Here is a 21,377-nt window from a genome sequence, read left to right as displayed (position 1 = left end):
AGGAGGAGGTGAATCGTCGTGCAGGGATTGATTCTGCAACTGACCAGGGCAGGTTTTCTGCTTCTGTTGTGGTTCTTCGTCTGGGCCGTTCTTCGGACGCTGCGCAGTGACATCTATGCCGCAGCCGGTATGCGTGTGCCCGCCCGCTACTCCGGTGGCTCGAAGGTGCTCCCGTCGTTCAACAAGCAGAAGGTGGCGAAGTACCTCGTGGTGACCCAGGGCGGCCTCGCCGGCACGCGCATCTCGCTCGGCACTCAGCCGGTTCTGATCGGACGCGCAGACGATTCGACTCTCGTTCTGACAGACGACTATTCGTCCACCAGGCACGCTCGCCTCTCGCCTCGCGGCGGAGATTGGTACGTCGAAGACCTGGGCTCGACCAACGGCACCTACCTCGATCGAGCCAAGGTCACCACCGCTGTACGCGTTCCACTGGGAACTCCGGTTCGCGTCGGCAAGACCGTGATCGAGTTGCGCCCGTGACCCTTGTTCTCCGCTACGCCGCCCGCAGCGATCGCGGTCTCGTTCGCTCCAACAACGAGGACTCCGTCTACGCAGGTGCGCGACTGTTGGCTCTGGCCGACGGCATGGGCGGTCACGCCGCAGGCGAAGTGGCCTCGCAGTTGATGATCGCCGCGCTGGCGCACCTCGACGACGACGAACCGGGCGAGGATCTGCTCGGCAAACTCGAAGCCGCCACCCGCGAGGGCAACGCCTCCATCGCCGACCAGGTGGAAGACGAGCCCGAACTCGACGGCATGGGAACCACGCTGACCGCAATCCTGTTCGCGGGCAAGCGAATGGGTCTGGTGCACATCGGTGACTCGCGTGCCTACATGCTGCGCGACGGCTCGCTCACTCAGATCACCCGCGACGATACGTTCGTCCAGTCACTGGTCGACGAAGGCCGCATCACCGCCGAACAGGCGCACACGCACCCGCAACGCTCACTGATCATGAGGGCGCTGACCGGTAACGAGATCGAGCCGACGCTCACCGTCCGCGAGGTCCGTGCCGGCGACCGCTACCTGTTGTGCTCCGACGGTTTGTCGGACGTCGTGAGCGACGAAACAATCGAGAACACCCTCGCCGAGGGCGAGACCGGGCCGTGCGCCGACCGCCTCATCGAACTAGCCCTGCGCAGCGGCGGTCCGGACAACGTCACCGTCGTCGTCGCCGACGTCATCGACCTCGACTACGGCCAGAGCCACCCGATTCTCGGCGGCGCAGCCAGCACCGAGGACGAAGAAGACGCTCCGCCGCCGAACACTGCAGCGGGCCGCGCCGCCGCCATGCGTCCCCCGCGCACGACGCCCAAGCGCGTGACCGCCCCTGTGGTGACACCGGAGAAGAAGTCGCACAAACTGCGGTGGTCGCTGATCGCGCTGACCCTGATCGTGTTGGCCGGAATCGGTGTCGTGGTGGCCAATTCGGTGATCAAGGGCAATTACTACGTCGGTGCCGACAACAGCAAGGTCACCGTGCTGCGCGGTCTCCCCGGTTCCGTTCTCGGGTACTCGCTGCAGAGCGTGGAATTGATCGGCTGCCTCGACGACAACGGTGGCGTCACACTGACCGCACCCGACGCCGCGCCGGCCGATTGCGTCCCGTTCGAGATCGACGACCTGTTGCCGGCCGCGCGCGAGCAGGTGACCGCAGGACTCCCGTCGGGCTCTCTCGACGACGCCCGCGGTCAGGTGCAACGGTTGGCCTCGGGAGACCTACTGGAGGTCTGCGAGACCGAGCCGGCAGTGACCACCACGGCCGCACCCGCCCCGACGACGACGATCATCCCGCCCCCCGGAGTTCCGTTGCCTCCGCCCGCGCCGGAGCCCGTTCCGGAAGCTGCCCCGACCACTACCGCCGTGCCGACACCGACCGTCGCGCAGATCCCAGGCCAGAACTGCAGGACCGGTACTCGATGAGTTCCAATCCGTCCGCAGGAGGCTCCTTTCCGAGTCCTCCCGGTGGGTTCGCTCCCGCACCGATCCAGTCGAATCGTCGCAATGTCGAATTGCTGCTGCTCGGTGCCGCGGTCCTGATCACCACCATCTCGTTGATCCTCGTCGAAGCCAGTCAGGAACAGACGATCACCTGGGACCTGGCCAAGTACGCGCTGGCCTACCTCGCACTGGTGACGGTGGCGCACTTGGCCGTACGACGGTTCGCCCCCTATGCGGATCCGCTGCTGCTGCCGATCGTCGCGCTGCTCAACGGTCTCGGCCTGGTGCTGATCCATCGACTGGACCTGGCCGATCAGCAACAGGCGCAGTACCTCGGCAACCCCATTCCCTCGCCCGACGCCAACCAGCAGGTGCTGTGGACGACGCTGGCCATCGCCGGCTTCGTGGCCCTGCTGGTGCTGCTGCGCGACTACCGCACCCTGGCTCGCTACGGGTACACCCTCGGCCTGGCCGGGCTGATCCTTCTCGCCATTCCCGCGCTGCTGCCGTCGGCGTTCTCCGAGGTCAACGGATCCAAGATCTGGATTCGGTTGCCCGGCTTCAGTTTGCAGCCCGGTGAATTCGCCAAGATTCTGCTGCTGATCTTCTTCGCGTCACTGCTGGTGTCCAAGCGCGAACTGTTCACCACGGCAGGCAAACACTGGCTCGGCATGGACTTCCCGCGCGCTCGCGATCTCGGGCCCATCATCGTCGTGTGGATCGTCTCGGTCGCGGTGCTCGTGTTCGAGAAGGACCTGGGCACGTCGCTGCTGATCTTCAGCACCGTTCTGGTGATGATCTACATCGCCACCGAACGTGTCGGCTGGATCATCATCGGCAGCGGTCTGCTGATGGTCGGATTCTTCTTCGCATACCAGGCGTTCAGCCACGTGCGCGTGCGGACACTGACCTGGCTGGACCCGTTCGCGGACTACAACGACACCGGCTACCAGATTTCCCAGTCGCTGTTCGGTCTGGCCACCGGCGGGCTCGCCGGCACCGGCCTCGGCAGCGGTCGCCCGTCGCAGGTTCCGTTCCCCAAGACCGACTTCATCATCGCCACCGTCGGCGAGGAACTCGGCCTCATCGGTTTGGCAGCAGTGCTGATCCTGTATCTGCTGTTCGTCATTCGCGGAATGCGTACTGCGCTCGCCGTCCGAGACAGCTTCGGCAAGTTGCTCGCCGCCGGGCTCTCGTTCACCGTCGCCGTGCAGCTGTTCGTCGTCGTCGGCGGCGTCACCAAACTCATCCCGCTGACCGGTCTGACCACCCCGTACATGTCGTACGGAGGATCCTCGTTGCTGGCGAACTACCTGTTGGTGGCCTTGCTGATCAAGATCTCCGACGCAGCGCGTGAGCCTGCGACCCCCAAGAAGAAGCCCGCTGTGGCCGCCCCGATCGCCGAGGCGCCGACCGAAATGGTGAAGCGCGCATGAACACTCCCTTACGCCGCGTCTCCATCGCCATCATGGTGATGGTGGTCGCCCTGCTCGCCAACGCGACCTACGTTCAGGTCATCAAGGCCGACGACCTGCGCACCGACCCACGGAACTCCCGCGTTCTGCTCGACGAGTACTCACGTCAACGCGGTCAGATCTCGGCGGGTGGTCAGGTTCTCGCATCGTCGGTTGCCACCGACGATCGCTACAAGTACCTGCGCACGTACCCGCAGAACTCGATCTCCCCCGCGAGCCCGCAGGCCAACGCCCCGATCACCGGCTTCTATTCGATGCTGTACTCGAGCACCGGTCTCGAACGCGCCGAGGACCCGGTACTCAACGGATCCGACGACCGGTTGTTCGGCGGACGCCTGTTCGACCTCATCTCCGGCCGTGATCCCCGCGGCGGCAACGTCGTCACCACCATCGACCCGGTCGTCCAACAGGTGGCGTACGACCAGCTGACCGCCAAGGGATACACCGGCTCCGTCGTGGCCCTCGACCCCGCCACCGGCAACATTCTCGCCATGGCCAGCACGCCGAGCTACGACCCCAACCTGCTGGCCAGCCACGACGGCAGCACCACGTCGACCGCGTGGGAGAACCTGAGCGACGATCCGGGCAAGCCGCTGGTGAACCGCGCGATCTCGCAGACCTACCCACCGGGATCGACGTTCAAGGTGATCACGACCGCCGCTGCGCTCCAAGCGGGCGCCACTCCGGACGATCAACTCACGGCCGCGTCGAACATCACCCTTCCTGGAACGTCGACGACGCTCGAGAACTACAACGGTTCGACGTGCGGAGGCGGTCAGACCGCCTCGCTACGTGAGGCGTTCGCACGGTCGTGCAACACCGCCTTCGTCGAACTCGGCATCGACACCGGCGCCGACAAGATGCGCGAGACCGCCGCCAAGTTCGGTATCGGAGAGGACACCAGCATCCCGCTCACCGTTGCCGACAGCACCATCGGATCCATCGACGACGACGCGGCTCTCGGCCAGTCCAGCATCGGTCAGCGCGACGTGGCGCTCACCCCGCTGCAGGACGCCGTCATTGCCGCGACCGTCGCCAACGGCGGTGTACGGATGGCTCCGAACCTGGTGCAGCAGTTGCAATCTCCCGACCTGTCGGACCTGTCCAGCTACCAACCCCAATCGATGGGTGAGGCGATCAGCTCCGACACGGCCGCGACCCTGACCGATCTGATGATCGGTTCCGAGAACAACACCAGCGGGGAAGGCAAGATCCCCGGGGTGCAGATCGCGTCGAAAACCGGTACCGCAGAACATGGTTCGGATCCTCGCAACACCCCGCCCCATGCGTGGTACATCGGTTTCGCACCGGCGAAGGACCCCAAGGTCGCCATCGCCGTCATCGTCGAGGACGGCGGAGATCGAGCCCTCGCCGCCACCGGCGGTTCGGTGGCAGCACCCATCGGCCGCGCCGTCATCGCCGCCGCATTGCAGGGGAGGTGAGCATCGGTGCCACTGAGTAACGGAGCCGTCATCGCGCAGCGCTACAGACTGCTGCGCCTCATCGCCACCGGCGGCATGGGACAGGTCTGGGAGGCAATGGACAATCGCCTCGACCGCCGTGTCGCCGTGAAGGTACTCAAAGCCGAGTTCTCCGAGGACCCGGAGTTCTTGCAGCGCTTCAGGTTCGAGGCCCGTACCACCGCTCAGCTGAACTACCCCGGAATCGCTGGGGTGTACGACTACGGCGAGACCCGCGACGGTGCAGGCGAATCGCTCGCCTATCTGGTGATGGAACTGGTCAACGGTGAGCCGCTCAATGCAGTGCTGGGTCGCATGACGCGGCTGCCGCTCGGCCACGCCCTCGACATGCTCGAACAAACCGGGCGCTCACTGCAGATCGCGCACACGGCAGGGGTCGTCCACCGCGACGTCAAGCCCGGCAACATCTTGATCACCCCCACCGGGCAGGTCAAGATCACCGACTTCGGCATCGCCAAGGCCGTCGACGCCTCCCCGGTCACCAAGACCGGAATGGTCATGGGCACCGCCCAGTACATCGCTCCCGAGCAAGCCCTCGGCGAAGAGGCAACCTCGGCATCCGACGTCTACTCACTCGGCGTCGTCGGATACGAAGTACTGGCGGGCACACGGCCTTTCGTGGGCGACGGCGCCTTGACCGTCGCCATGAAGCACGTCCGCGAAGCACCGGCACCCATGCCGGTCGACCTACCACCTGCCGTCCGTGAGCTCATCGAGATCACGATGGTCAAGGATCCGGCCGCCCGGTACGCCAACGGCGGTGAATTCGCCGACGCCGTCGCCGCAGTTCGGGCCGGCCGCCGGCCGCCTGCACCCGGCAACTCGCGCGGTACCGGAACCGGGAGAGTCATGATGCCCGGCGTCGTGCCCAGCCCGCAGCCGCCTCCGCCGTCGAGCACCCAGATGATGCCGACCTCGCAACGGGATTACCGGGGCCCGGCTACCGGCACTGCAGCTGCAGCGGCTCCCGAGCAGACCGGCATGTCCTCGGCACAGAAGGCGTTGGCCTGGGGCGGCGGCGCGCTCCTGCTGTTGGCCATCCTGATCGGCGGTTACGTACTGCTGACCGGTGGCAGGGACGACTCGCCGACACCGTTCGTGCAGCCGACGACCACCACGCAGCCGACGACCACGACCACAACGACCACCGAGCCGACGACCACCACCGAAGAAACCACGACCACCGAAGAAACGACGACCACCACCACGACGACCACGACCACCTCGGAGGAGCCGACGACCACCGAAGAGAGCACGACGACCTCGGCGCAGCCCACCCAGACGACGACTCGCAGGCCGCTGATCGAGATTCCGTTCCCGCAAGCACCACAAGGACAACGATGACGACTCCCCGTACGCTCTCCTCTCGCTACGAGCTGGGCGAGATACTCGGTTTCGGCGGTATGTCCGAGGTTCACCTCGCTCGGGACACACGACTCGATCGTGACGTCGCCATCAAGGTTCTGCGCGCCGACCTCGCTCGCGACCCCACGTTCTACCTCAGGTTCCGACGTGAGGCGCAGAACGCTGCTGCGCTCAATCACCCCGCCATCGTCGCCGTCTACGACACCGGTGAAGCGGAGACCGAAGCCGGTCCGCTCCCGTTCATCGTCATGGAATACGTCGACGGCGACACGCTGCGCGACATCGTGCGCGCCGAAGGACCCATGGAGCCGCGTCGGGCCATGGAGGTCATCGCCGACGTCTGTGCTGCGCTCGATTTCAGCCACCGCAACGGCATCGTGCACCGCGACGTCAAACCCGCCAACATCATGATCAACAACGCCGGCGCGGTGAAGGTGATGGACTTCGGCATCGCCCGCGCCATCGCCGATTCGTCCTCGCCGATGACTCAGACCGCGGCCGTGATCGGAACCGCGCAGTACCTCTCGCCCGAGCAGGCCCGTGGAGAACAGGTCGATGCGCGTTCGGACGTCTACTCGCTCGGCTGCGTGCTGTTCGAGATCCTGACCGGCGAGCCGCCGTTCAAGGGGGATTCGCCGGTCGCCGTCGCCTACCAGCACGTCCGTGAAGACCCCCAGCTGCCATCGCTCGTCAACGACACCGTCCCACGCGAACTCGACTCGATCATCCTCAAGGCAATGGCCAAGAACCCGGCCAATCGCTACCAGAGCGCCGCCGAGATGCGTACCGACCTGGTCCGCGTTCTGGGTGGACAGCGCCCGAGTGCGCCCATGGTGATGAACGACGAGGATCGAACCACCATCCTCGGCTCCGTCGATTCTCGTCAGGCCGATTTCTCCGGCAAGGACAAGCCCGCCGCTACCGCGGCACCTCGGTCGTCGCGCCACACGGAGGACTACGAGGAACCGAAGAACCGCCGCGGCCTCAAGATCGCGTTGATCTCGGCGGCCGCGATCATCGTCGTCGCTATCGTCGGTGCCTTCCTGTGGTCGCTCGGTCCCGGTGCCGACCCCAAGACCGTCGCCGTGCCCACCGTCGTAGGACTGTCCGCAGACGAGGCGCAGCGTCAACTCGAAGAAGCCGGCCTGCGAGTGAGCATCCAGGAGAAGCCCGACGCGGCGATTCCGGAAGGCTCGGCCATCGGCACCAATCCGGCGGCCGGATCACAGACCGAATCGCCGGGGAACATCCAGCTCGACGTGTCCTCGGGACCGCAGCAGGTGCAGGTTCCGCGACTGACCGGACTCACGCAGCAGCAAGCGTCGGATGCACTGAACGAGGTGGGCCTCCAGCTCGATGCCACCGTCGCCCGTGCTCCGTCGTCACCCGAGAACCTCGACAAGGTCGTCGAGCAGAATCCGTCCTCGGGCGTGAGCATGAACGCGAACTCGCAGGTTCGCATCACGCTGGGCACCGGGCCGGCGCAGGTTCGGATGCCCGATGTCGTGGGGCAACTCGTGAACGTGGCACAGCCGAACGTCGAGGGAGCCGGACTGCGCGTCCAGGTTCAGAACATCGACTCGGGACAGCCGACGGGTCAGGTCGTCTCCACAGACCCCGTGGGCGGCACCAATGTCACCGAGAACACCGTCGTCACGCTGCGCGTGTCGAACGGCGACAAGATCCCCATGCCCGACCTCGCCGGTCTGACCGAGGCGCAGGCGTTGGCCGCGCTGCAGTCGGCCGGCTGGACGGGCACGGCGGCGGAACTGACTGCGACAAGGGAAGCGACGCTGGATCCGTTGATGGTCGGGCGAGTGGTGAATCAGACGCAACCGGCAGGGTCCGAGATCAGCAAGTCCGACACCGTCACGATCAGCATCGGTGCCCTGGGTATCCCCGGGCGTTAGCGATCAGGCGAAGGCCTCGGCGACCTGCGCCTCCAGGGTTCCCACCAAACCGGAATCGGTGGGCATACCGCACACTGCGAGCCAGTTGGCCAGCATCCGGTGCCCGCCCTCGGTGAGGATGGACTCCGGATGGAACTGCACGCCGTGAATGGGTAGCTCGGTGTGCCTCATGGCCATCACCAGACCGGACTCGGTACGGCCGATGATCTCGAGCTCCGCGGGGATGGTGTCCTCGCGGACGGTCAGCGAGTGATAGCGGGTGGCCGTGAACGGCTCGCCCATCCCTTCCAGGACGCCGACGCCGGTGTGATGGACGAGGCTGGTCTTACCGTGCAGCAACTCCGGGGCCTTCTCGACCGTGGCACCGAACGCGGCTCCGATGGCCTGATGGCCCAAACACACACCGAGCAGGGGGGTTTTGGCCCGCGCGCTCGCCGAGACCAGGTCCATCGTGGCCCCGGCGCGCTGCGGGGTTCCCGGGCCCGGGCTGAGCAGAATGCCGTCGAACTCCGCGGCGACAGCGTCGCGATCGGCGAGTCGCTCGTCGTCGTTGCGCCACACCTCGACCTCGGCGTTCAACTGGCCCAGGTACTGGACGAGGTTGAAGACGAAGCTGTCGTAGTTGTCGACGACGAGAATGCGCATGTCGACAGCGTACTCAGCGCGGCTCCGCGAAACGCATGCGCACCGATTCGGTGTACGCCGGAACCGAGAGGTTCTGATAGGCCGCGACCTCGTAGCGGAGGCCATAGCGCAACGCATACTGCTCGTACAGCCGCACCCCGGGCTCGTTGTCCAGCGCAGCCCGCAGTCGATCCGGGTCGCCTATAGCTGTCATCACGTACGGCGGACTGTACGTCCGGCCGCCCAGCAGCAGTGTGTTCCCGATACACCGCGGCGCTGACGACGCCACCAGACGCTGATCCTGCATCGCCATCGCCGACGCACCACCGGCCCACAGGGCGTTGAGGACACTCTGCACGTCGACCTGATGAACCACCAGGTCGTCCGGAGACGCGTCGGACGCATACGACCCGTCGGGACCGCGTGGAGCGTCGGCCATCGTCACCGTCAACCCCGTGCCGGACGCCTCCTCCCGGCCCGCCGCGTCCGAAAGAGCGTCGACCCGGGCCAACGCGTCGGCCACCTCGGAGTCGCCCGCCGCCGTCCGCTGCTGCAGGAGATCGACCTGCTGCTCCAGCGCATCTCTACTGCGCAGCGCATCGTCGCTGCTTCTCTGGGCCGAATCGACCAGATCGGCGAGCCGTGTCGTGTCACCGCCCCGCAACTCGTTGCCGTCCGAGGCATGCCTCGTGGTACCGAGCAGCAGACCGACCACAGCGCACACCGCCACAGCGAGCACCCACCATCGGGTCTCGGAGGAATCGGTCGATCGTCGTCTCACAGAGTGCTCGCCACTGTTCGGTAGGTCGGTGCTGCGCTGATCTGAGTTAGCGTGTACTACAAACCGGGTGGATGACCGCCACGGCTCTCCGGGAGACAATAACCTGGGGATGCACGCAACTCGATCGATCCACAGGTTGTCACCGTCAGTTGTCCACAGGCACGGCGCACGCCGATGACCGTCAAGAACACGAAGAGGACGCAATGCCGAAGTCGAAGGTACGGAAGAAGAACGACTACACGATCAACCCGGCCAACCGCACGCCGGTAAAGGTCAACGCCGGCCCATCGCCGGTCTGGTACGTGGTCCTGATGCTCGGATTCATGCTGTTAGGGCTGCTGTGGCTGATTGTGTACTACCTGGCCCAGGAAGACATCTCGTTCATCGGCAACCTCGGTGCGTACAACTTCCTCATCGGATTCGGCTTCATGGTCGTCGGCCTCGTCATGACCATGCGATGGCGCTGAGAGCCGGCCGAGTTACACCCATGTCATTCATCCCCAATGTGGATAAACCCTGTGGATAACTTTCCCAACCATCCACAGGGTGTGTACGAACACCGATGGGCGACGCCGGCCGTAGCCGTCGGCGCGCTGGTGGCAGGCGGTATCGCACTCGCCATCGGTGCCGTCCTCGCCTCCTCGGACGCCGCCGGAACCTTCCTCGTCGGACTCGCCGCCGTCGGAACCTGGGTGATGGCAGCCCTCGCGGCCGCACAACGCCCCCGACTCGCCATCACACCCGACGGCTCCCTGGTGATGAAACGACTCACCGGCACACGTACGTACTCGCGCGCCGACATCGTCCAAATCAAAGTGGTCCGCTACCCGAGACTGGGACGACGAGTGCCGATGCTCGAACTGGACGTCCGCCCACCCGACGAGGACGACGATCGACTCATCATCTTCGGTCGATGGGACCTGGGAGCCGACCCACGCGACGTGTTCGAGGTACTCGACACCTACGGTCTGGTGCCGCCGAACAACTGACCGCCCACCGTCCCTGCCCCCTCCGGGGTACTCAATGTGACGTTCAGTGGACTTTCCGGGGGTCAATGGCACATCTAGTGGACCAGTGAGCCGTCGCAAAGCCGCCGGGCACCAGCCAGCAGCACGTGGGGATTGCCGAGCTCGCGATCGGCGTCGTCGGGAGTCAATGTGACGTCCAGTGGCCTTTTCGGGGGTCAATGGCACATCTAGTGGACTTCAGAGGCCCATCTGCGCGCGGAGGTCGAGGACTCGGACCGCGATGGTGCCCAGGGCTATCAGGGCTACTGCGGCCACGGAGAGCCAGGCGAGGGATATCCCGGCACGAGGCTGCGCGCTGTTGCGGTTGGGTAGGAACACCAATCCGGCGGTCGCTGCCGCTCCGGCGACAAGTCCGCCCATGTGGCCCCACAGCGAGATGCTGGGGATGGAGATGCTGATGAAGATGTTCAGCGCGATCACGATCAGGACCGGGGTCGGGGAGCGCTTGAGTCGCAGCAGAATGACGGCCTGCGCACCGAGCAATCCGAATACGGCACCCGACGCGCCGGCGGTGGCTGCGAGGGGGTTCTCGAACAGCATGACCGATGCACTGCCACCGAGCAGCGACAGGAAGTAGACGGCGAGATAGCGGCTGCGGCCCAGCACCAGTTCGACGTCCCGGCCGATGATGTACAGGGCGAACATGTTCACCAGCAGGTGAATGGGTCCTATGTGGATGAACCCGCTGCTGAGGAGGCGCCACACATCGCCGTCCGCGACCAGCAGGCTGTTCAGTGCCCAGGCGTCGGCCAGCGAGGATCCGCGGAAATTGCTCATGAGGTCGCCGGATTGAGCGGCGGTGAGGCCGAAGATCACGACGTTGATCGCGATCAGCGCGAAGGTCAGGGGTGTCTTGGCGGAGCGTGTCATCGGCGCGCCGGCGACCGTACGTGCGGTCCGGACGTTCTTGTTGCCGTCGCGCACACAGTCGACACAGTGTTGCCCTACGGCCGCGGGCTGCAGGCACTGTGGGCACGCGGGCCGGCCGCATCGAGAGCAGGCCAGGCCGGTCGGGCGATCGGGATGTCTGACGCACACCGACTGGGGTGGGTTGGGCTGGTCGCCGTACGCGCCACCCCAGCCGGGGTTTGTCATCGTGTAATTCCTTCTACAACCGAATCAGGCGATGGTGATGCTGTTGATGACGACCTCTTCCACCGGGCGATCGCCGCGGCCGACCTGCGTGCTCGAGATGGCGTCGACGACCTTCTTGGACGCCTCGTCGGTGACCTCACCGAAGATGCTGTGCTTGCGGTTGAGGTGCGGGGTCTTGCCGGTGGTGATGAAGAACTGCGAGCCGTTGGTGCCGGGGCCTGCGTTGGCCATGGCCAGCAGGTACGGGCGGTCGAAGGAGAGCTCCGGGTGGAACTCGTCCTCGAACTTGTAGCCCGGTCCGCCGGTGCCGGTTCCGGTCGGGTCGCCGCCCTGGATCATGAAACCGTCGATGACGCGGTGGAAGACTGCGCCGTCGTAGAACGGTCCGGTCTTGGCTCCCGACGCGTTCTGCGTCGTGTATTCCTTCGACCCGTCCGCGAGACCGACGAAGTTCGCGACGGTCTTGGGGGCGTGATTGCCGAACAGTTCGATGACGATGTCGCCGCGGTTGGTGTGCAGCGTTGCCGTTTGGGTCTTGTTTGGTGAAGTCACGCTCACCATCGTGCCATCTCGAGCGACCGGGTAGTTCACAGGTGGTGTATTGGGAGGGTCGATCGGGGCGCTGTTGTGGAACAGTGAGGGCATGACGAGCACAACGAAAACCGAGCGGGTTCACTCCTCCACCGGTACGGCGGCGTCGACGCTGCTCGGTGCCGCTTCCGTCGTGAGCAAGGGCCCTGCCGGAGTGGGCCTGCTCCTCGCCAAGCGCGGCTACGGCCTGGCGCGTAAGCAGGCTGCGCAGCGTCGCGCGGCAACCGCCGAGCGGATTGCCCGGGCCGATCTGACCAAGGCAGCTCTCACGGCTGATCGGACGCCGGGAAACAAGCGTCGCGTCCTGGCGCTCGGAGCTGCCGCTGTCGCCGTCGGAGGTGTCGTGTTCTACCTCAGCCGTCGCCGCCACGAAGTGCCGCCGCCCGCAGATGCGCCGCCCAGCCTGGTCGATTACGAAGACGAGTCGACGTCACAGGTATAGCAGCTTCTGTAGTAGATCGAACAGGCCCGGCCGGGGCCTGGTTTCTGCATCGTCACCCCGGCCGGCGACGACCAGCGCGACGTTGTGTTCGACGCTCGAACCGTCCGTGAGGTAGTCGCCGTGACCTGTGGTGCCCGGACGCCCGTCGCCCTCGTCGGTCGCCAGTTGGGTCACTCCATCGAGTGTGCCGGGATCGCGACCGAAGGCACCGATGTCAGCAACGATGTCCGCGCGCGCCTCCGCCGCGAAAACGTGACCGTCGGGAACCTGTAGGTCGGTCACACTGTCGGTGCCGAGGCCAGGTGATCCGAGGGCCACGAACTCGTCGACGCCGGTGCTCTCGTGCAGGGCAGCGGCTGCGGTCAGTGATCCGTACGAGTGTGCGAGCACCGACAGATGTGGATCGTTCGACCGGGCCACGTCGAGGCCCTCCAGAAAGGGCACCAATCGCGTCGCCCCTGCGTGCGCTGCTGCATCGGATACGACGGTCCGATCGGGATCGAGCAGGCCCCATCCCAGCTGTGGTGCCTGGTAGTTCATCCACGTCACGGCTGCGAAGGTGGGCGTCGGATCCTCCGAAAATGTCTGCTCCACAGTAGTTTTGAGATTCACCAGGTCGCCGTCGTAACGTACCGCGTCTCCGTGGACCGTCGAGCCGAGGCCGGGTACGAACACCGCCACGTGTGTTGCCGTGTCGACGTCACCCACCGCAATCGCGGCAGTGGTCTCTGCATACGTCGAATTGTCGAGCGCCAACAGTTGCCTGTCACCCTGCGCCAGAGTGCTCTCGATCGCGTCGAGCGAACTCAACCGCGTTCGCGTCTGTTCCAAGCCGGCGTCAGCATCACTGAATAATCCTCCGAAAATGTTGTCCTGCAATTGGTTTCCGAGTTCACCCGCAACAGCCTGCAGTCGGATGCGCTCACTGGCAAGTACCCGACGGTTCGCTGAATCCCGAACTCGACCCGGTAATCCGTCGAGATTGCCGATGAGAGCCGGGTGCTCGACGAGCAGTCGAGTGCGCTCGGCGGGCGAGAGGGCGCTCCAGAACGCCGCATTCGTGGCCGGGCTCCCAGCGACCGGCACTTCCGATTCCCCTGCTGTGGTCACGCTCCCCGGTGAGATGTCGCCGGCGAGGCGTCGGGCAAGGTCGTCGTCGAACGCGGTCGCCGCTCGCATCAGTTGGGTGATGCGTTCGGCCAACTCGGTGCAACGGCGACGCCGATCGCGAACGGTCGACGACAGGTCCTGCTGCGCAACCGAATACGACGTCAGCACGTCGGTCACCGAACCGTCGCGTCGGATATCGAAGTGCTCGCGCGCGGCGTCCGCTTCCACAGCGGTCAGCGCCGAGACGAGTCCGGCCATGTCGATGGCCGCCGGACCGGTGCACAGCGCTACCCGCAGTAGCTCCGTCGCACAGTTCCCCACCTGCGCACGGAGAGCTCCGATGGCATCTCGGTATGCCGTTGCCGCGGGGCCCTGCCATCCGTCGTCGACGACGGTCTCCAGCAGTGAGCTGTGCACGGCGGTCAATTCACGCCAACTGTGCATGAACCGATTCGAGACGGCGGTCAGCGCCTGACTGTCCCATGATCTGACGTCATCGAGCGTGACCATCGCAATCCCCCCGCAGCGTTGTCGTCGTACTCGACGAGTCAACGTCAGCGAGACGGTGCAGCGAGAAATCTATCCCCAGGCTGTGGATGAAATCTGGGGATGACGGCCACATCGGTGTATCGCTACACGATTCTGCGTACCGGCCCGCGATGTCCGTCGCCGGGCTCGGTATGGCGAGACGCCTTCGGGGGACGACTCCGCTTGGCGCGGTACAGGTCTGCGTCTGCAGCGCGGTATATTTCACCCCACCGGCGGCCGGCAGGCATACACGCCAGACCGACGCTCCACTCGGCTCGATGGGATCGACGCAAGCCGTCGATGACCTGCCAGGCTTCGGCCTCGAGAACCCCTGGCATGAACAGGACGAATTCGTCTCCGCCGAGCCGGCCCAGAACGTCCCGTTTCGTCAGTTGCCCCTTCCACGCCTTCGAGACGCGAGTGAGCAACACGTCGCCGGCAATATGGCCGTACTCGTCGTTGATCTCCTTGAAGTTGTCGAGATCGAGCACCGCCAGACTGACCGTCAGACCACGAGCGGCGCACGCGGGCAACATCTTCTCGATCTTCGACTCGAAACCGAATCGATTGAGCAGGCCCGTCAACGCGTCGTGAGTGGCCGAATACCGCATTCGACGCGCGAACACCCCAAAGACTTCCGTTGCGCCGACGATGCCCAGGGCGACCAGAATGTAGCTGATGAAGGGCGTGCCGTAGGGGGCGACAGCGGCGCCCACGACCGCAGACACGGCCAGTACTGCAACCCATATTCCAGCGTCGCGCTCGGACCAGAACGCACCGATGTGCATGCCGAGGAACATCGCCGCTTGCACACAGATCAAGAACGCGGGCATCGTGTTGCTACTGCCCAATGCACAGGCAAGCGCGCCCACCGACAGGGCGGTGGCGGTGCCGACCGCATGCTTGGGACTCGGCGCTCCTGCCCTGGCGAGAACAACGATCGCCGCCGGCCCCAGAACCACTGCGAGCGCGGCGAGGAGCTGCTGCGGGCCGGACAGGTCCGACCACGATGCGATGCCGTTCGCGATGTAGAGAACCGTGGTCACCGCGGCGAATACCGCCAGCATCCGGCCGGACTCGTCGAACCTGAATCTGCTCACCAGCAGACACCGTCGATTACGCGTGACGCCTCACCGAGGCACGCAACGAACCGGACACCACCGCTCACGCGATTCCCCCCAGGCACCATCGGCCCTCCCCACGCACTACGACCATCGCCTCATCGGGCCCACCCGTGACCGGACTCTAACACCTCCGAGCTTCGATCACGACCCGCAGCAGCGATTCCGTAGCAGGTCAGGACGCTTTCTCGGCCCGCGCTGCCTCCCGCGCCAACAGGCGATCGCGTGATTCCTCGAACTTCGTCGCCTTCGCCTCGAGATCCTGGACGAATGCGGCCAGACGATCGCGATCGCGTTCGCCCTCACCACTGAAGTCGTTGCGCTCGAAGATGTTCCATTTCCGCAGCACCGGCATCAGCACCTCGTCCAGATGCTGGCGGAGATCGTAGATCCCGTGCTTCGCCAGGATCATGGCGTTCTTGCGGAAGTTCGGCATGTTGAGTCCCGGCATCTGAAAGTCCGTCGCGACATCGGCGATGGCCCGCACCATCTGGTCCGGGACCAGGTCGAGCGACGCCTCGCCCAGGTTCCGGTAGAAGATCATGTGCAAATTCTCGTCGGCGGCCACCCGGGCCAGCATTCGATCGGCGATCGGGTCACCACAGGCCAGACCCGTGTTGCGATGCGACACGCGCGTGGCGAGCTCCTGGAACGTCACGTACGCCACCGAATGCAAGAAGTTGGAGCCGTCCATGGGGGCATCGACACCGACGGTCATGTGGTGCATCCGAGCCCGCTCCAGCTCGACCGGGTCGACGGCGCGTGTGACGACCAGATAGTCGCGCATCACGATCCCGTGACGGTTCTCCTCCGCGGTCCAACGGCCCACCCAGGTGCCCCAGGCTCCGTCCAACGAGAAGTTGTCGGCCAGACCGCGGTGGTACGACGGCAGATTGTCTTCGGTCAACAGATTGGTGATCATCGCTGTACGAGCCAACTCCGACAAAGACGACTGCTCCAGCGACCAGTCCTCTCCGCCCATTGCTGCAAAATTGCGACCCAGATCCCACGGCACGTAATCATGCGGATGCCACTCCTTCGCCATTGACAGATGGCGATTCAGGTTGGCTTCCAACGTGCCGTCGAGTTCGGTCAACAGCTCTTCATGATCGAGAACACGCGTCATCTGTGGGGCTCCTCCGAGAAATATGAGACGTCCGAACCGAAGACCGATCCGAGACGCCGAGATCGAACGACGGCACACCCCCCTGCGGTGCGCCGTCGCGACCTGTCCCGTCGATCCGCGAACCGACGCTGCTGTACCCGAAGAACGCTAGGGACCGCGGACGTGATGCGAAACGAATCCAACAATGATCTGGATATCTGGGCACCGATCTCGACAGCGGTTGGTCCGAGTCACAACAGTGGTCGACGCATCCCTGCCACTCGGCCGGGACTCAATGTCACGTTCGGTGGACTTTTCGGGGGTCAATGTCACATCTAGTGGACTTGGGGTGAGCGGCAGTCGGGTGCAGACACGAAAAAGGACGCCCATCGGAATGGACGTCCTTTTGATTGTGGAGCCTAGGAGATTCGAACTCCTGACATCTGCCTTGCAAAGGCAGCGCTCTACCAACTGAGCTAAGGCCCCGGGTGTTGCTGTCGAACGTGCACGAACTTTACACGTTCTCTCCGAGCGATTGTCACCCGGTGGAGATGCTATGCCAGACGCCTTCCGAGCTGCGCGTGGAACGCACCTTCGATACTGTCAGCACTGCGATCACCACCGAAGCAACAAGAAGAAGGATTTTCACGTCCTGCCTCTTTTCGTTCGTTCGGTGTGGGCCTAGGAGGACTTGAACCTCCGACCTCTTCCTTATCAGGGAAGCGCTCTAACCGCCTGAGCTATAGGCCCTCGATACTGCTTCGGGCCGAAGAATTGCTCTCCTCGAACCGAGGGATGAGATTACCGTATCGGGCCGCTGTCTTCCAAAACGGCCCGATACGGCAGTCGTTCGTGCTGGTCAGTCGCGATCTGCCAGCGTCACTTCGACGCCGCCGACCAGGTCCGACGACAGGTTGTAGATGAAGGCACCGATCGTGGTGAGTGCGGTGAACAGTACGACATTGATCACACCGATCACTGCGGCGTAGCCGAACACCTGACCGGCGCTGACGAGTCCGCCGTCGCCGGATTCGTTGACGATCTCGGTGAAGGCACTGTTGAGTCGGTCCCACACACCCATGCCGTCGAGCACGGCGTACAGCAGGCCGACGGCCACCATCCACACGAAGAACAACGACACAGCGATGACCAGAGCGATCTTGAGCGTCGACCAGGGATCGATCTTGCGAATCTGGATCGTCGCCCGCAGAGGATCGCCGTCCGCGCTGGGTACCGCCGTGATAGCGGTGGGGGCTGCGCGATCGGCTGCCGTCGGCTCAGGATGCCGGGTGGCAGACAGATCCGGCATGTCCTTCGCCAGATCCTTGCGCTCGATGTGCCGAGTCGGCCCGTCGATCACGGCCGCCTTCGACCGCGCTGCCTCGCGTCGTTCGGTCTTGTCCTCACCCGATTCACGCTCGCCCGATTCACGCTGGCCCGGAGCTGCCGAGGCGGCTGCAGCTGCCACTGTCGAACGATCGAACTCACCTGTTGCCGGCAGTGCGGTGCCGCGCCCGGACAGGTTCGTCTGAGGTTGGTTCTGGGGCTGCTGACGGTCGTCGAGCCCCTGCTGTGCCGGACGCTGGCCGGGGCCGCGCTGCCAGGGCGGAGTGCCGGAACCGCCCTGCGGGCCGTCTCCGCGTTGAGTCGGTATCGCCTGGGTCGGTGCCGGAGCCTTCGACTCGGCTGACCCCTCGGCGGCCGGAGCAGCGTCATTGGCGGGACGCGGCGGCGATGCGGGACCGGACGGTCCCTGACCCTGCGGCGGCTGGCCGTTGGCGGGGCGACCGCCGTCGGCGTTTGCTGCACCCGGCTCACCGGGCCGACCGTTGGCCGCCTGAGGCGGGCGAGACTGAGCCGGTCCCTGCGGTGCCGGTCCCTGTTGAGGTGCTCGCGGCGGCGGTCCCTGAGGTGCCGGCTGACCCTGAGAACCCGGCTGACCTTGCGGTGCCGGTGGGCGCTGCGGCGGCGGTCCCTGCGTCGGACGAGGCGGGCCGGCCGGACCACCCTGTGTCGGGCGTGCCGGTGGCCGAGCACCCTGCTGCGGTGCCGGTCCTCGCCCGGCCGCGGGTGCCGGACGCGTCGCCGGCTGGGGGCGACTTCCCGGTCGGGCACCTTCGGGAGGTGCCGGACGCGATGGCTGCTCGGTCTGCGCAGCGTCCCTGCCGTCCGGTCCACCCGTGGGGCCGGGCCTGCTGCCAGGCCGGTTGGGAGTGCTCACTTACGACTCCTTCGGTGCATCGTCTTCGGGACCTGCTGCGTCCGGTTCGATCTCGTCGGCGTTGCGCGCTATCGCGAGCAGTGTGTCGCCTTCACCGAGATTCATCAACCGCACGCCCTTGGTCTGTCGGCCGGCTTTCCGAACCTGCTTGGCAGCGGTCCGGATGACGCCACCACTGGACGTGATGGCGTACAGCTCGTCCTCGTCGTCGACGATGAGAGCTCCCACCAGCGTGCCACGCTTGGGGTCGTACTGGATTGTCAGTACTCCCTTTCCGCCGCGGCCCTGCTGCGGGTAGTCCTCCATCGCGGTGCGCTTGGAATAACCGCCCGACGTCGCGACCAGCAGGAACTTGTTCTCGCTGACCACGTTGAGCGAGAGCAGCTCGTCTTCGCCGTTGAAACGCATGCCCTGGACACCGGAGGTGGCGCGGCCCATGGGTCGCAGTACCTCGTCGGTAGCCGAGAATCGGATCGATTGGCCCTGAGCAGAGACGAGCAGCAGGTCGTCGTCGGACGACGCCAGAACTGCTCCGACCAGCTCGTCCTCACCGCGGAGGTTGACGGCCACGATGCCGCCGCTGCGGTTGGAGTCGAAGTCGGTCAGACGCGACTTCTTGACCAGACCGCCCTTGGTGGCGAGCACCAGGTAGGGAGCATCTTCGTAGGTCTTGATCTGGATGACCTGCGCGATGCGTTCGTCGGGCTGGAACGCCAGCAGGTTCGCGACGTGCTGTCCGCGCGCCGTGCGGTTGGCCTCGGGCAGCTCGTACGCCTTTGCCCGGTAGACACGTCCCTTGGTGGTGAAGAACAGGATCCAGTCGTGCGTCGAGCAGACGAAGAACTTGCTGACGATGTCGTCCTGCTTGAGGCCTGCTCCCTGCACGCCCTTGCCGCCGCGCTTCTGCGACCGGTACAGATCGGTTCTGGTGCGCTTGGCGTATCCGGTCTCGGTGATCGTGACGACCACGTTCTCCCGGGCGATCAGATCTTCGTCGTTGACGTCGCCGTCGGCAGCGATGATGCGCGTGCGACGGTCGTCGCCGAACTTCTCGACGATCTCGGCCAGTTCGTCTCGCACGATCTGACGCTGACGCTCCGGCTTGGCCAGAATGTCCTGCAGGTCGGCGATGGTGCGTTCGAGTTCGGCCAACTCGTCGATGATCTTCTGGCGCTCGAGTGCTGCGAGGCGCCGCAGCTGCATGTCGAGAATTGCCTGCGCCTGGATCTCGTCGATGTCGAGCAGATCGATCAAGCCCTGCTTGGCGAGATCGACCGTCTGCGACGCACGGATGAGGGCGATGACCTCGTCCAACGCGTCGAGCGCCTTCACGAGACCGCGCAGAATGTGGGCCCGCTCCTCGGCTCTGCGCAGGCGGTACCGCGTACGACGAACGATCACGTCGAGTTGGTGGGTGACGTAGTACCGGATCATCTGATCGAGCCGCAGGGTGCGCGGCACGCCGTCGACGATCGAGAGCATGTTGGCACCGAAGCTGGTCTGCAGCTGCGAGTGCTTGTAGAGGTTGTTGAGCACGACCTTGGCGACGGCGTCGCGCTTGATCGTCACGACGATGCGCATACCGACGCGGTCCGAGGACTCGTCGTCGATCTTCGAGATACCGGACAACTTGCCGTCACGGACCTGCTCGGCGATCGAGGTGATCAGGTTGTCGGGGTTGACCTGGAAGGGCAGTTCGGTGATGACGATCGTCGTGCGACCGTTGGAGTCTTCCTCGATCTCGACGACGCCGCGCATGCGGATCGAACCGCGGCCGGTCGAGTACGCATCCTGAATTCCCTGGCCGCCGACGATGAGTCCGTGGGTGGGGAAGTCGGGACCCTTGACGCGTTCCATGCAGGCCGCGAGTGTCGCTTCCTCGTCGGCCTCGAAGTTGTCGAGAGCCCAGAACACCGCATCGCCGAGTTCACGCAGGTTGTGCGGCGGAATGTTGGTGGCCATACCGACGGCGATACCGTTGGAGCCGTTCATCAACAGGTTCGGCACACGCGACGGAAGTACCGTCGGCTCTTGGGTTTTGCCGTCGTAGTTGGGGATGAAGTCGACGGTTTCCTCGTCGATGTCGCGCAGCATCTCCATGGCGAGCGGGGTCAGACGCGCTTCGGTGTATCGCATGGCGGCGGCGCCGTCGTTGCCGCGGGAGCCGAAGTTGCCCTGGCCGTCGACCAGTGGGTACCGCATCGACCACGGCTGAGCCAGACGCACGAGCGCGTCGTAGATCGAGGTGTCGCCGTGGGGGTGGTAGTTACCCATCGTTTCGGCAACGGGCCGTGCGGATTTCACGTAGCTACGGTCGGGACGGAAGCCCGAGTCGTACATCGCGTACAGCACACGTCGGTGCACCGGCTTGAGACCGTCGCGGACCTCGGGAAGCGCGCGGCCGACGATGACGCTCATGGCGTAATCGATGTAGCTGCGCTGCATTTCCTGCTGGATGTCGACCGGATCGATCCGGTCGCCGCCCTCGGCGTTGGTGGTCGAGCCCGGCGGGGGCCCGACCGGCGGTTCGGTGATGTCAGACATAGAAGATCTCCTC

The 21,377-nt window shown here is 65.1% G+C and carries 18 protein-coding genes and 2 tRNA genes; 9 read left to right on the top strand and 11 right to left on the bottom strand.

Translation table 11 applies throughout. The features are described 5' to 3' along the window. Nucleotides 1–18: 18 nt before the first annotated feature. The 6 genes from J2X62_RS09005 to pknB are packed head-to-tail and all read left to right on the top strand — an operon-like array spanning nt 19 to nt 8,174. Complete coding sequence (locus J2X62_RS09005; protein ID WP_027494977.1) at nt 19–483, top strand: FHA domain-containing protein; 465 nt, start codon at nt 19–21, stop codon at nt 481–483. Next, nucleotides 480–1,925 carry a PP2C family serine/threonine-protein phosphatase gene (locus tag J2X62_RS09000; RefSeq protein WP_032371412.1) on the top strand — a complete coding sequence of 482 codons (1,446 nt, stop codon included), beginning with the start codon at nt 480–482 and terminating at the stop codon, nt 1,923–1,925. Before J2X62_RS09005 ends, J2X62_RS09000 begins: the two co-directional genes overlap by 4 nt. After that, nucleotides 1,922–3,379 carry an FtsW/RodA/SpoVE family cell cycle protein gene (locus tag J2X62_RS08995; protein ID WP_027494979.1) on the top strand — a complete coding sequence of 486 codons (1,458 nt, stop codon included), beginning with the start codon at nt 1,922–1,924 and terminating at the stop codon, nt 3,377–3,379. The genes J2X62_RS09000 and J2X62_RS08995 overlap by 4 nt, the downstream gene beginning before the upstream one ends. Beyond that, nucleotides 3,376–4,860 (top strand): penicillin-binding protein 2, encoded by a 1,485-nt coding sequence (locus tag J2X62_RS08990; protein ID WP_032367613.1) that lies wholly within the window; start codon nt 3,376–3,378, stop codon nt 4,858–4,860. The genes J2X62_RS08995 and J2X62_RS08990 overlap by 4 nt, the downstream gene beginning before the upstream one ends. A gap of 6 nt (nt 4,861–4,866) precedes the next feature. After that, on the top strand, nt 4,867–6,243 hold the full coding sequence (locus J2X62_RS08985) for a serine/threonine-protein kinase (RefSeq protein WP_310179827.1): 1,377 nt from the start codon (nt 4,867–4,869) through the stop codon (nt 6,241–6,243). Then, nucleotides 6,240–8,174 carry a Stk1 family PASTA domain-containing Ser/Thr kinase gene (gene pknB, locus J2X62_RS08980; protein WP_032373397.1) on the top strand — a complete coding sequence of 645 codons (1,935 nt, stop codon included), beginning with the start codon at nt 6,240–6,242 and terminating at the stop codon, nt 8,172–8,174. Before J2X62_RS08985 ends, pknB begins: the two co-directional genes overlap by 4 nt. Nucleotides 8,175–8,177: 3 nt before the next feature. On the opposite strand, the gene J2X62_RS08975 is transcribed toward pknB, so the two are convergent. Together J2X62_RS08975 and J2X62_RS08970 are read right to left on the bottom strand one after the other, a co-directional pair. Continuing rightward, nucleotides 8,178–8,819 carry an aminodeoxychorismate/anthranilate synthase component II gene (locus tag J2X62_RS08975; RefSeq protein WP_032371409.1) on the bottom strand — a complete coding sequence of 214 codons (642 nt, stop codon included), beginning with the start codon at nt 8,817–8,819 and terminating at the stop codon, nt 8,178–8,180. 13 nt (nt 8,820–8,832) lie between these two features. Beyond that, a complete protein-coding gene (locus J2X62_RS08970) occupies nt 8,833–9,579 on the bottom strand; it encodes a DUF881 domain-containing protein (RefSeq protein WP_310179824.1) in 747 nt (248 codons plus the stop codon). Between the two features lie 203 nt (nt 9,580–9,782). Here J2X62_RS08970 and crgA point away from each other — a divergent pair, with 203 nt between their 5' ends. Both crgA and J2X62_RS08960 read left to right on the top strand, forming a co-directional pair. Beyond that, entirely contained in the window at nt 9,783–10,046 is a 264-nt protein-coding gene (crgA, locus tag J2X62_RS08965; RefSeq protein ID WP_310179822.1) for a cell division protein CrgA, read from the top strand. Between the two features lie 36 nt (nt 10,047–10,082). Continuing rightward, nucleotides 10,083–10,568 carry a PH domain-containing protein gene (locus J2X62_RS08960; protein WP_045841529.1) on the top strand — a complete coding sequence of 162 codons (486 nt, stop codon included), beginning with the start codon at nt 10,083–10,085 and terminating at the stop codon, nt 10,566–10,568. 216 nt (nt 10,569–10,784) lie between these two features. Here the strand turns inward: J2X62_RS08960 and J2X62_RS08955 are convergent, their stop codons facing one another. Next, a complete protein-coding gene (locus J2X62_RS08955) occupies nt 10,785–11,702 on the bottom strand; it encodes a rhomboid family intramembrane serine protease (protein ID WP_094642762.1) in 918 nt (305 codons plus the stop codon). A 24-nt stretch (nt 11,703–11,726) separates the two neighbouring features. Continuing rightward, complete coding sequence (locus J2X62_RS08950; RefSeq protein ID WP_094621787.1) at nt 11,727–12,263, bottom strand: peptidylprolyl isomerase; 537 nt, start codon at nt 12,261–12,263, stop codon at nt 11,727–11,729. A gap of 82 nt (nt 12,264–12,345) precedes the next feature. On the opposite strand from J2X62_RS08950, the gene J2X62_RS08945 reads away from it, so the two are divergent. Beyond that, the gene (locus J2X62_RS08945) at nt 12,346–12,735 is read left to right on the top strand and encodes a hypothetical protein (protein WP_052054687.1); all 390 of its coding nucleotides are present in this window, start codon (nt 12,346–12,348) and stop codon (nt 12,733–12,735) included. Here J2X62_RS08945 and J2X62_RS08940 read toward each other — a convergent pair. The 7 genes from J2X62_RS08940 to gyrA all read right to left on the bottom strand — a co-directional run bounded on the left by J2X62_RS08940 (nt 12,724) and on the right by gyrA (nt 21,364). After that, nucleotides 12,724–14,355: an alpha/beta hydrolase gene (locus tag J2X62_RS08940; RefSeq protein WP_310179815.1), complete on the bottom strand. Its 1,632-nt coding sequence runs from the start codon at nt 14,353–14,355 to the stop codon at nt 12,724–12,726. The two genes, J2X62_RS08945 and J2X62_RS08940, sit on opposite strands and share 12 nt — an antisense overlap. A 122-nt stretch (nt 14,356–14,477) precedes the next feature. Then, a complete protein-coding gene (locus J2X62_RS08935; protein ID WP_310179813.1) occupies nt 14,478–15,473 on the bottom strand; it encodes a GGDEF domain-containing protein in 996 nt (331 codons plus the stop codon). Between the two features lie 196 nt (nt 15,474–15,669). Continuing rightward, a complete protein-coding gene (locus J2X62_RS08930; RefSeq protein ID WP_032367964.1) occupies nt 15,670–16,620 on the bottom strand; it encodes an acyl-ACP desaturase in 951 nt (316 codons plus the stop codon). A 392-nt stretch (nt 16,621–17,012) separates the two neighbouring features. Beyond that, nucleotides 17,013–17,085: transfer RNA gene (locus J2X62_RS08925), tRNA-Ala, on the bottom strand. Nucleotides 17,086–17,275: 190 nt separating this feature from the next. Further along, nucleotides 17,276–17,349, bottom strand: a tRNA-Ile gene (locus J2X62_RS08920). A 109-nt stretch (nt 17,350–17,458) separates the two neighbouring features. Continuing rightward, nucleotides 17,459–18,820 carry a DUF3566 domain-containing protein gene (locus J2X62_RS08915; protein WP_283549470.1) on the bottom strand — a complete coding sequence of 454 codons (1,362 nt, stop codon included), beginning with the start codon at nt 18,818–18,820 and terminating at the stop codon, nt 17,459–17,461. Beyond that, nucleotides 18,821–21,364: a DNA gyrase subunit A gene (gyrA, locus tag J2X62_RS08910; protein ID WP_027494992.1), complete on the bottom strand. Its 2,544-nt coding sequence runs from the start codon at nt 21,362–21,364 to the stop codon at nt 18,821–18,823. It lies immediately after the preceding gene. Nucleotides 21,365–21,377 lie beyond the last annotated feature (13 nt).

This window comes from Rhodococcus sp. 3258 (assembly GCF_031456475.1).
Lineage (GTDB): Bacteria > Actinomycetota > Actinomycetes > Mycobacteriales > Mycobacteriaceae > Rhodococcoides > Rhodococcoides fascians.
The sequence above is the reverse complement of the archived record's forward strand: the minus strand, read 5'-3'. Positions and strand labels throughout refer to the sequence as shown.

Coding starts and splice junctions, on each gene's coding strand:
- crgA (WP_310179822.1), top strand. CDS start 9,783: ATGCCGAAGTCGAAGGTACGGAAGAAGAACGACTACACGATCAACCCG.
- J2X62_RS08940 (WP_310179815.1), bottom strand. CDS start 14,355: ATGGTCACGCTCGATGACGTCAGATCATGGGACAGTCAGGCGCTGACC.
- J2X62_RS08975 (WP_032371409.1), bottom strand. CDS start 8,819: ATGCGCATTCTCGTCGTCGACAACTACGACAGCTTCGTCTTCAACCTC.
- J2X62_RS08995 (WP_027494979.1), top strand. CDS start 1,922: ATGAGTTCCAATCCGTCCGCAGGAGGCTCCTTTCCGAGTCCTCCCGGT.
- J2X62_RS08955 (WP_094642762.1), bottom strand. CDS start 11,702: ATGACAAACCCCGGCTGGGGTGGCGCGTACGGCGACCAGCCCAACCCA.
- J2X62_RS08960 (WP_045841529.1), top strand. CDS start 10,083: ATGTGGATAAACCCTGTGGATAACTTTCCCAACCATCCACAGGGTGTG.
- gyrA (WP_027494992.1), bottom strand. CDS start 21,364: ATGTCTGACATCACCGAACCGCCGGTCGGGCCCCCGCCGGGCTCGACC.
- J2X62_RS08945 (WP_052054687.1), top strand. CDS start 12,346: ATGACGAGCACAACGAAAACCGAGCGGGTTCACTCCTCCACCGGTACG.
- J2X62_RS08950 (WP_094621787.1), bottom strand. CDS start 12,263: ATGGTGAGCGTGACTTCACCAAACAAGACCCAAACGGCAACGCTGCAC.
- J2X62_RS08990 (WP_032367613.1), top strand. CDS start 3,376: ATGAACACTCCCTTACGCCGCGTCTCCATCGCCATCATGGTGATGGTG.
- J2X62_RS08930 (WP_032367964.1), bottom strand. CDS start 16,620: ATGACGCGTGTTCTCGATCATGAAGAGCTGTTGACCGAACTCGACGGC.
- pknB (WP_032373397.1), top strand. CDS start 6,240: ATGACGACTCCCCGTACGCTCTCCTCTCGCTACGAGCTGGGCGAGATA.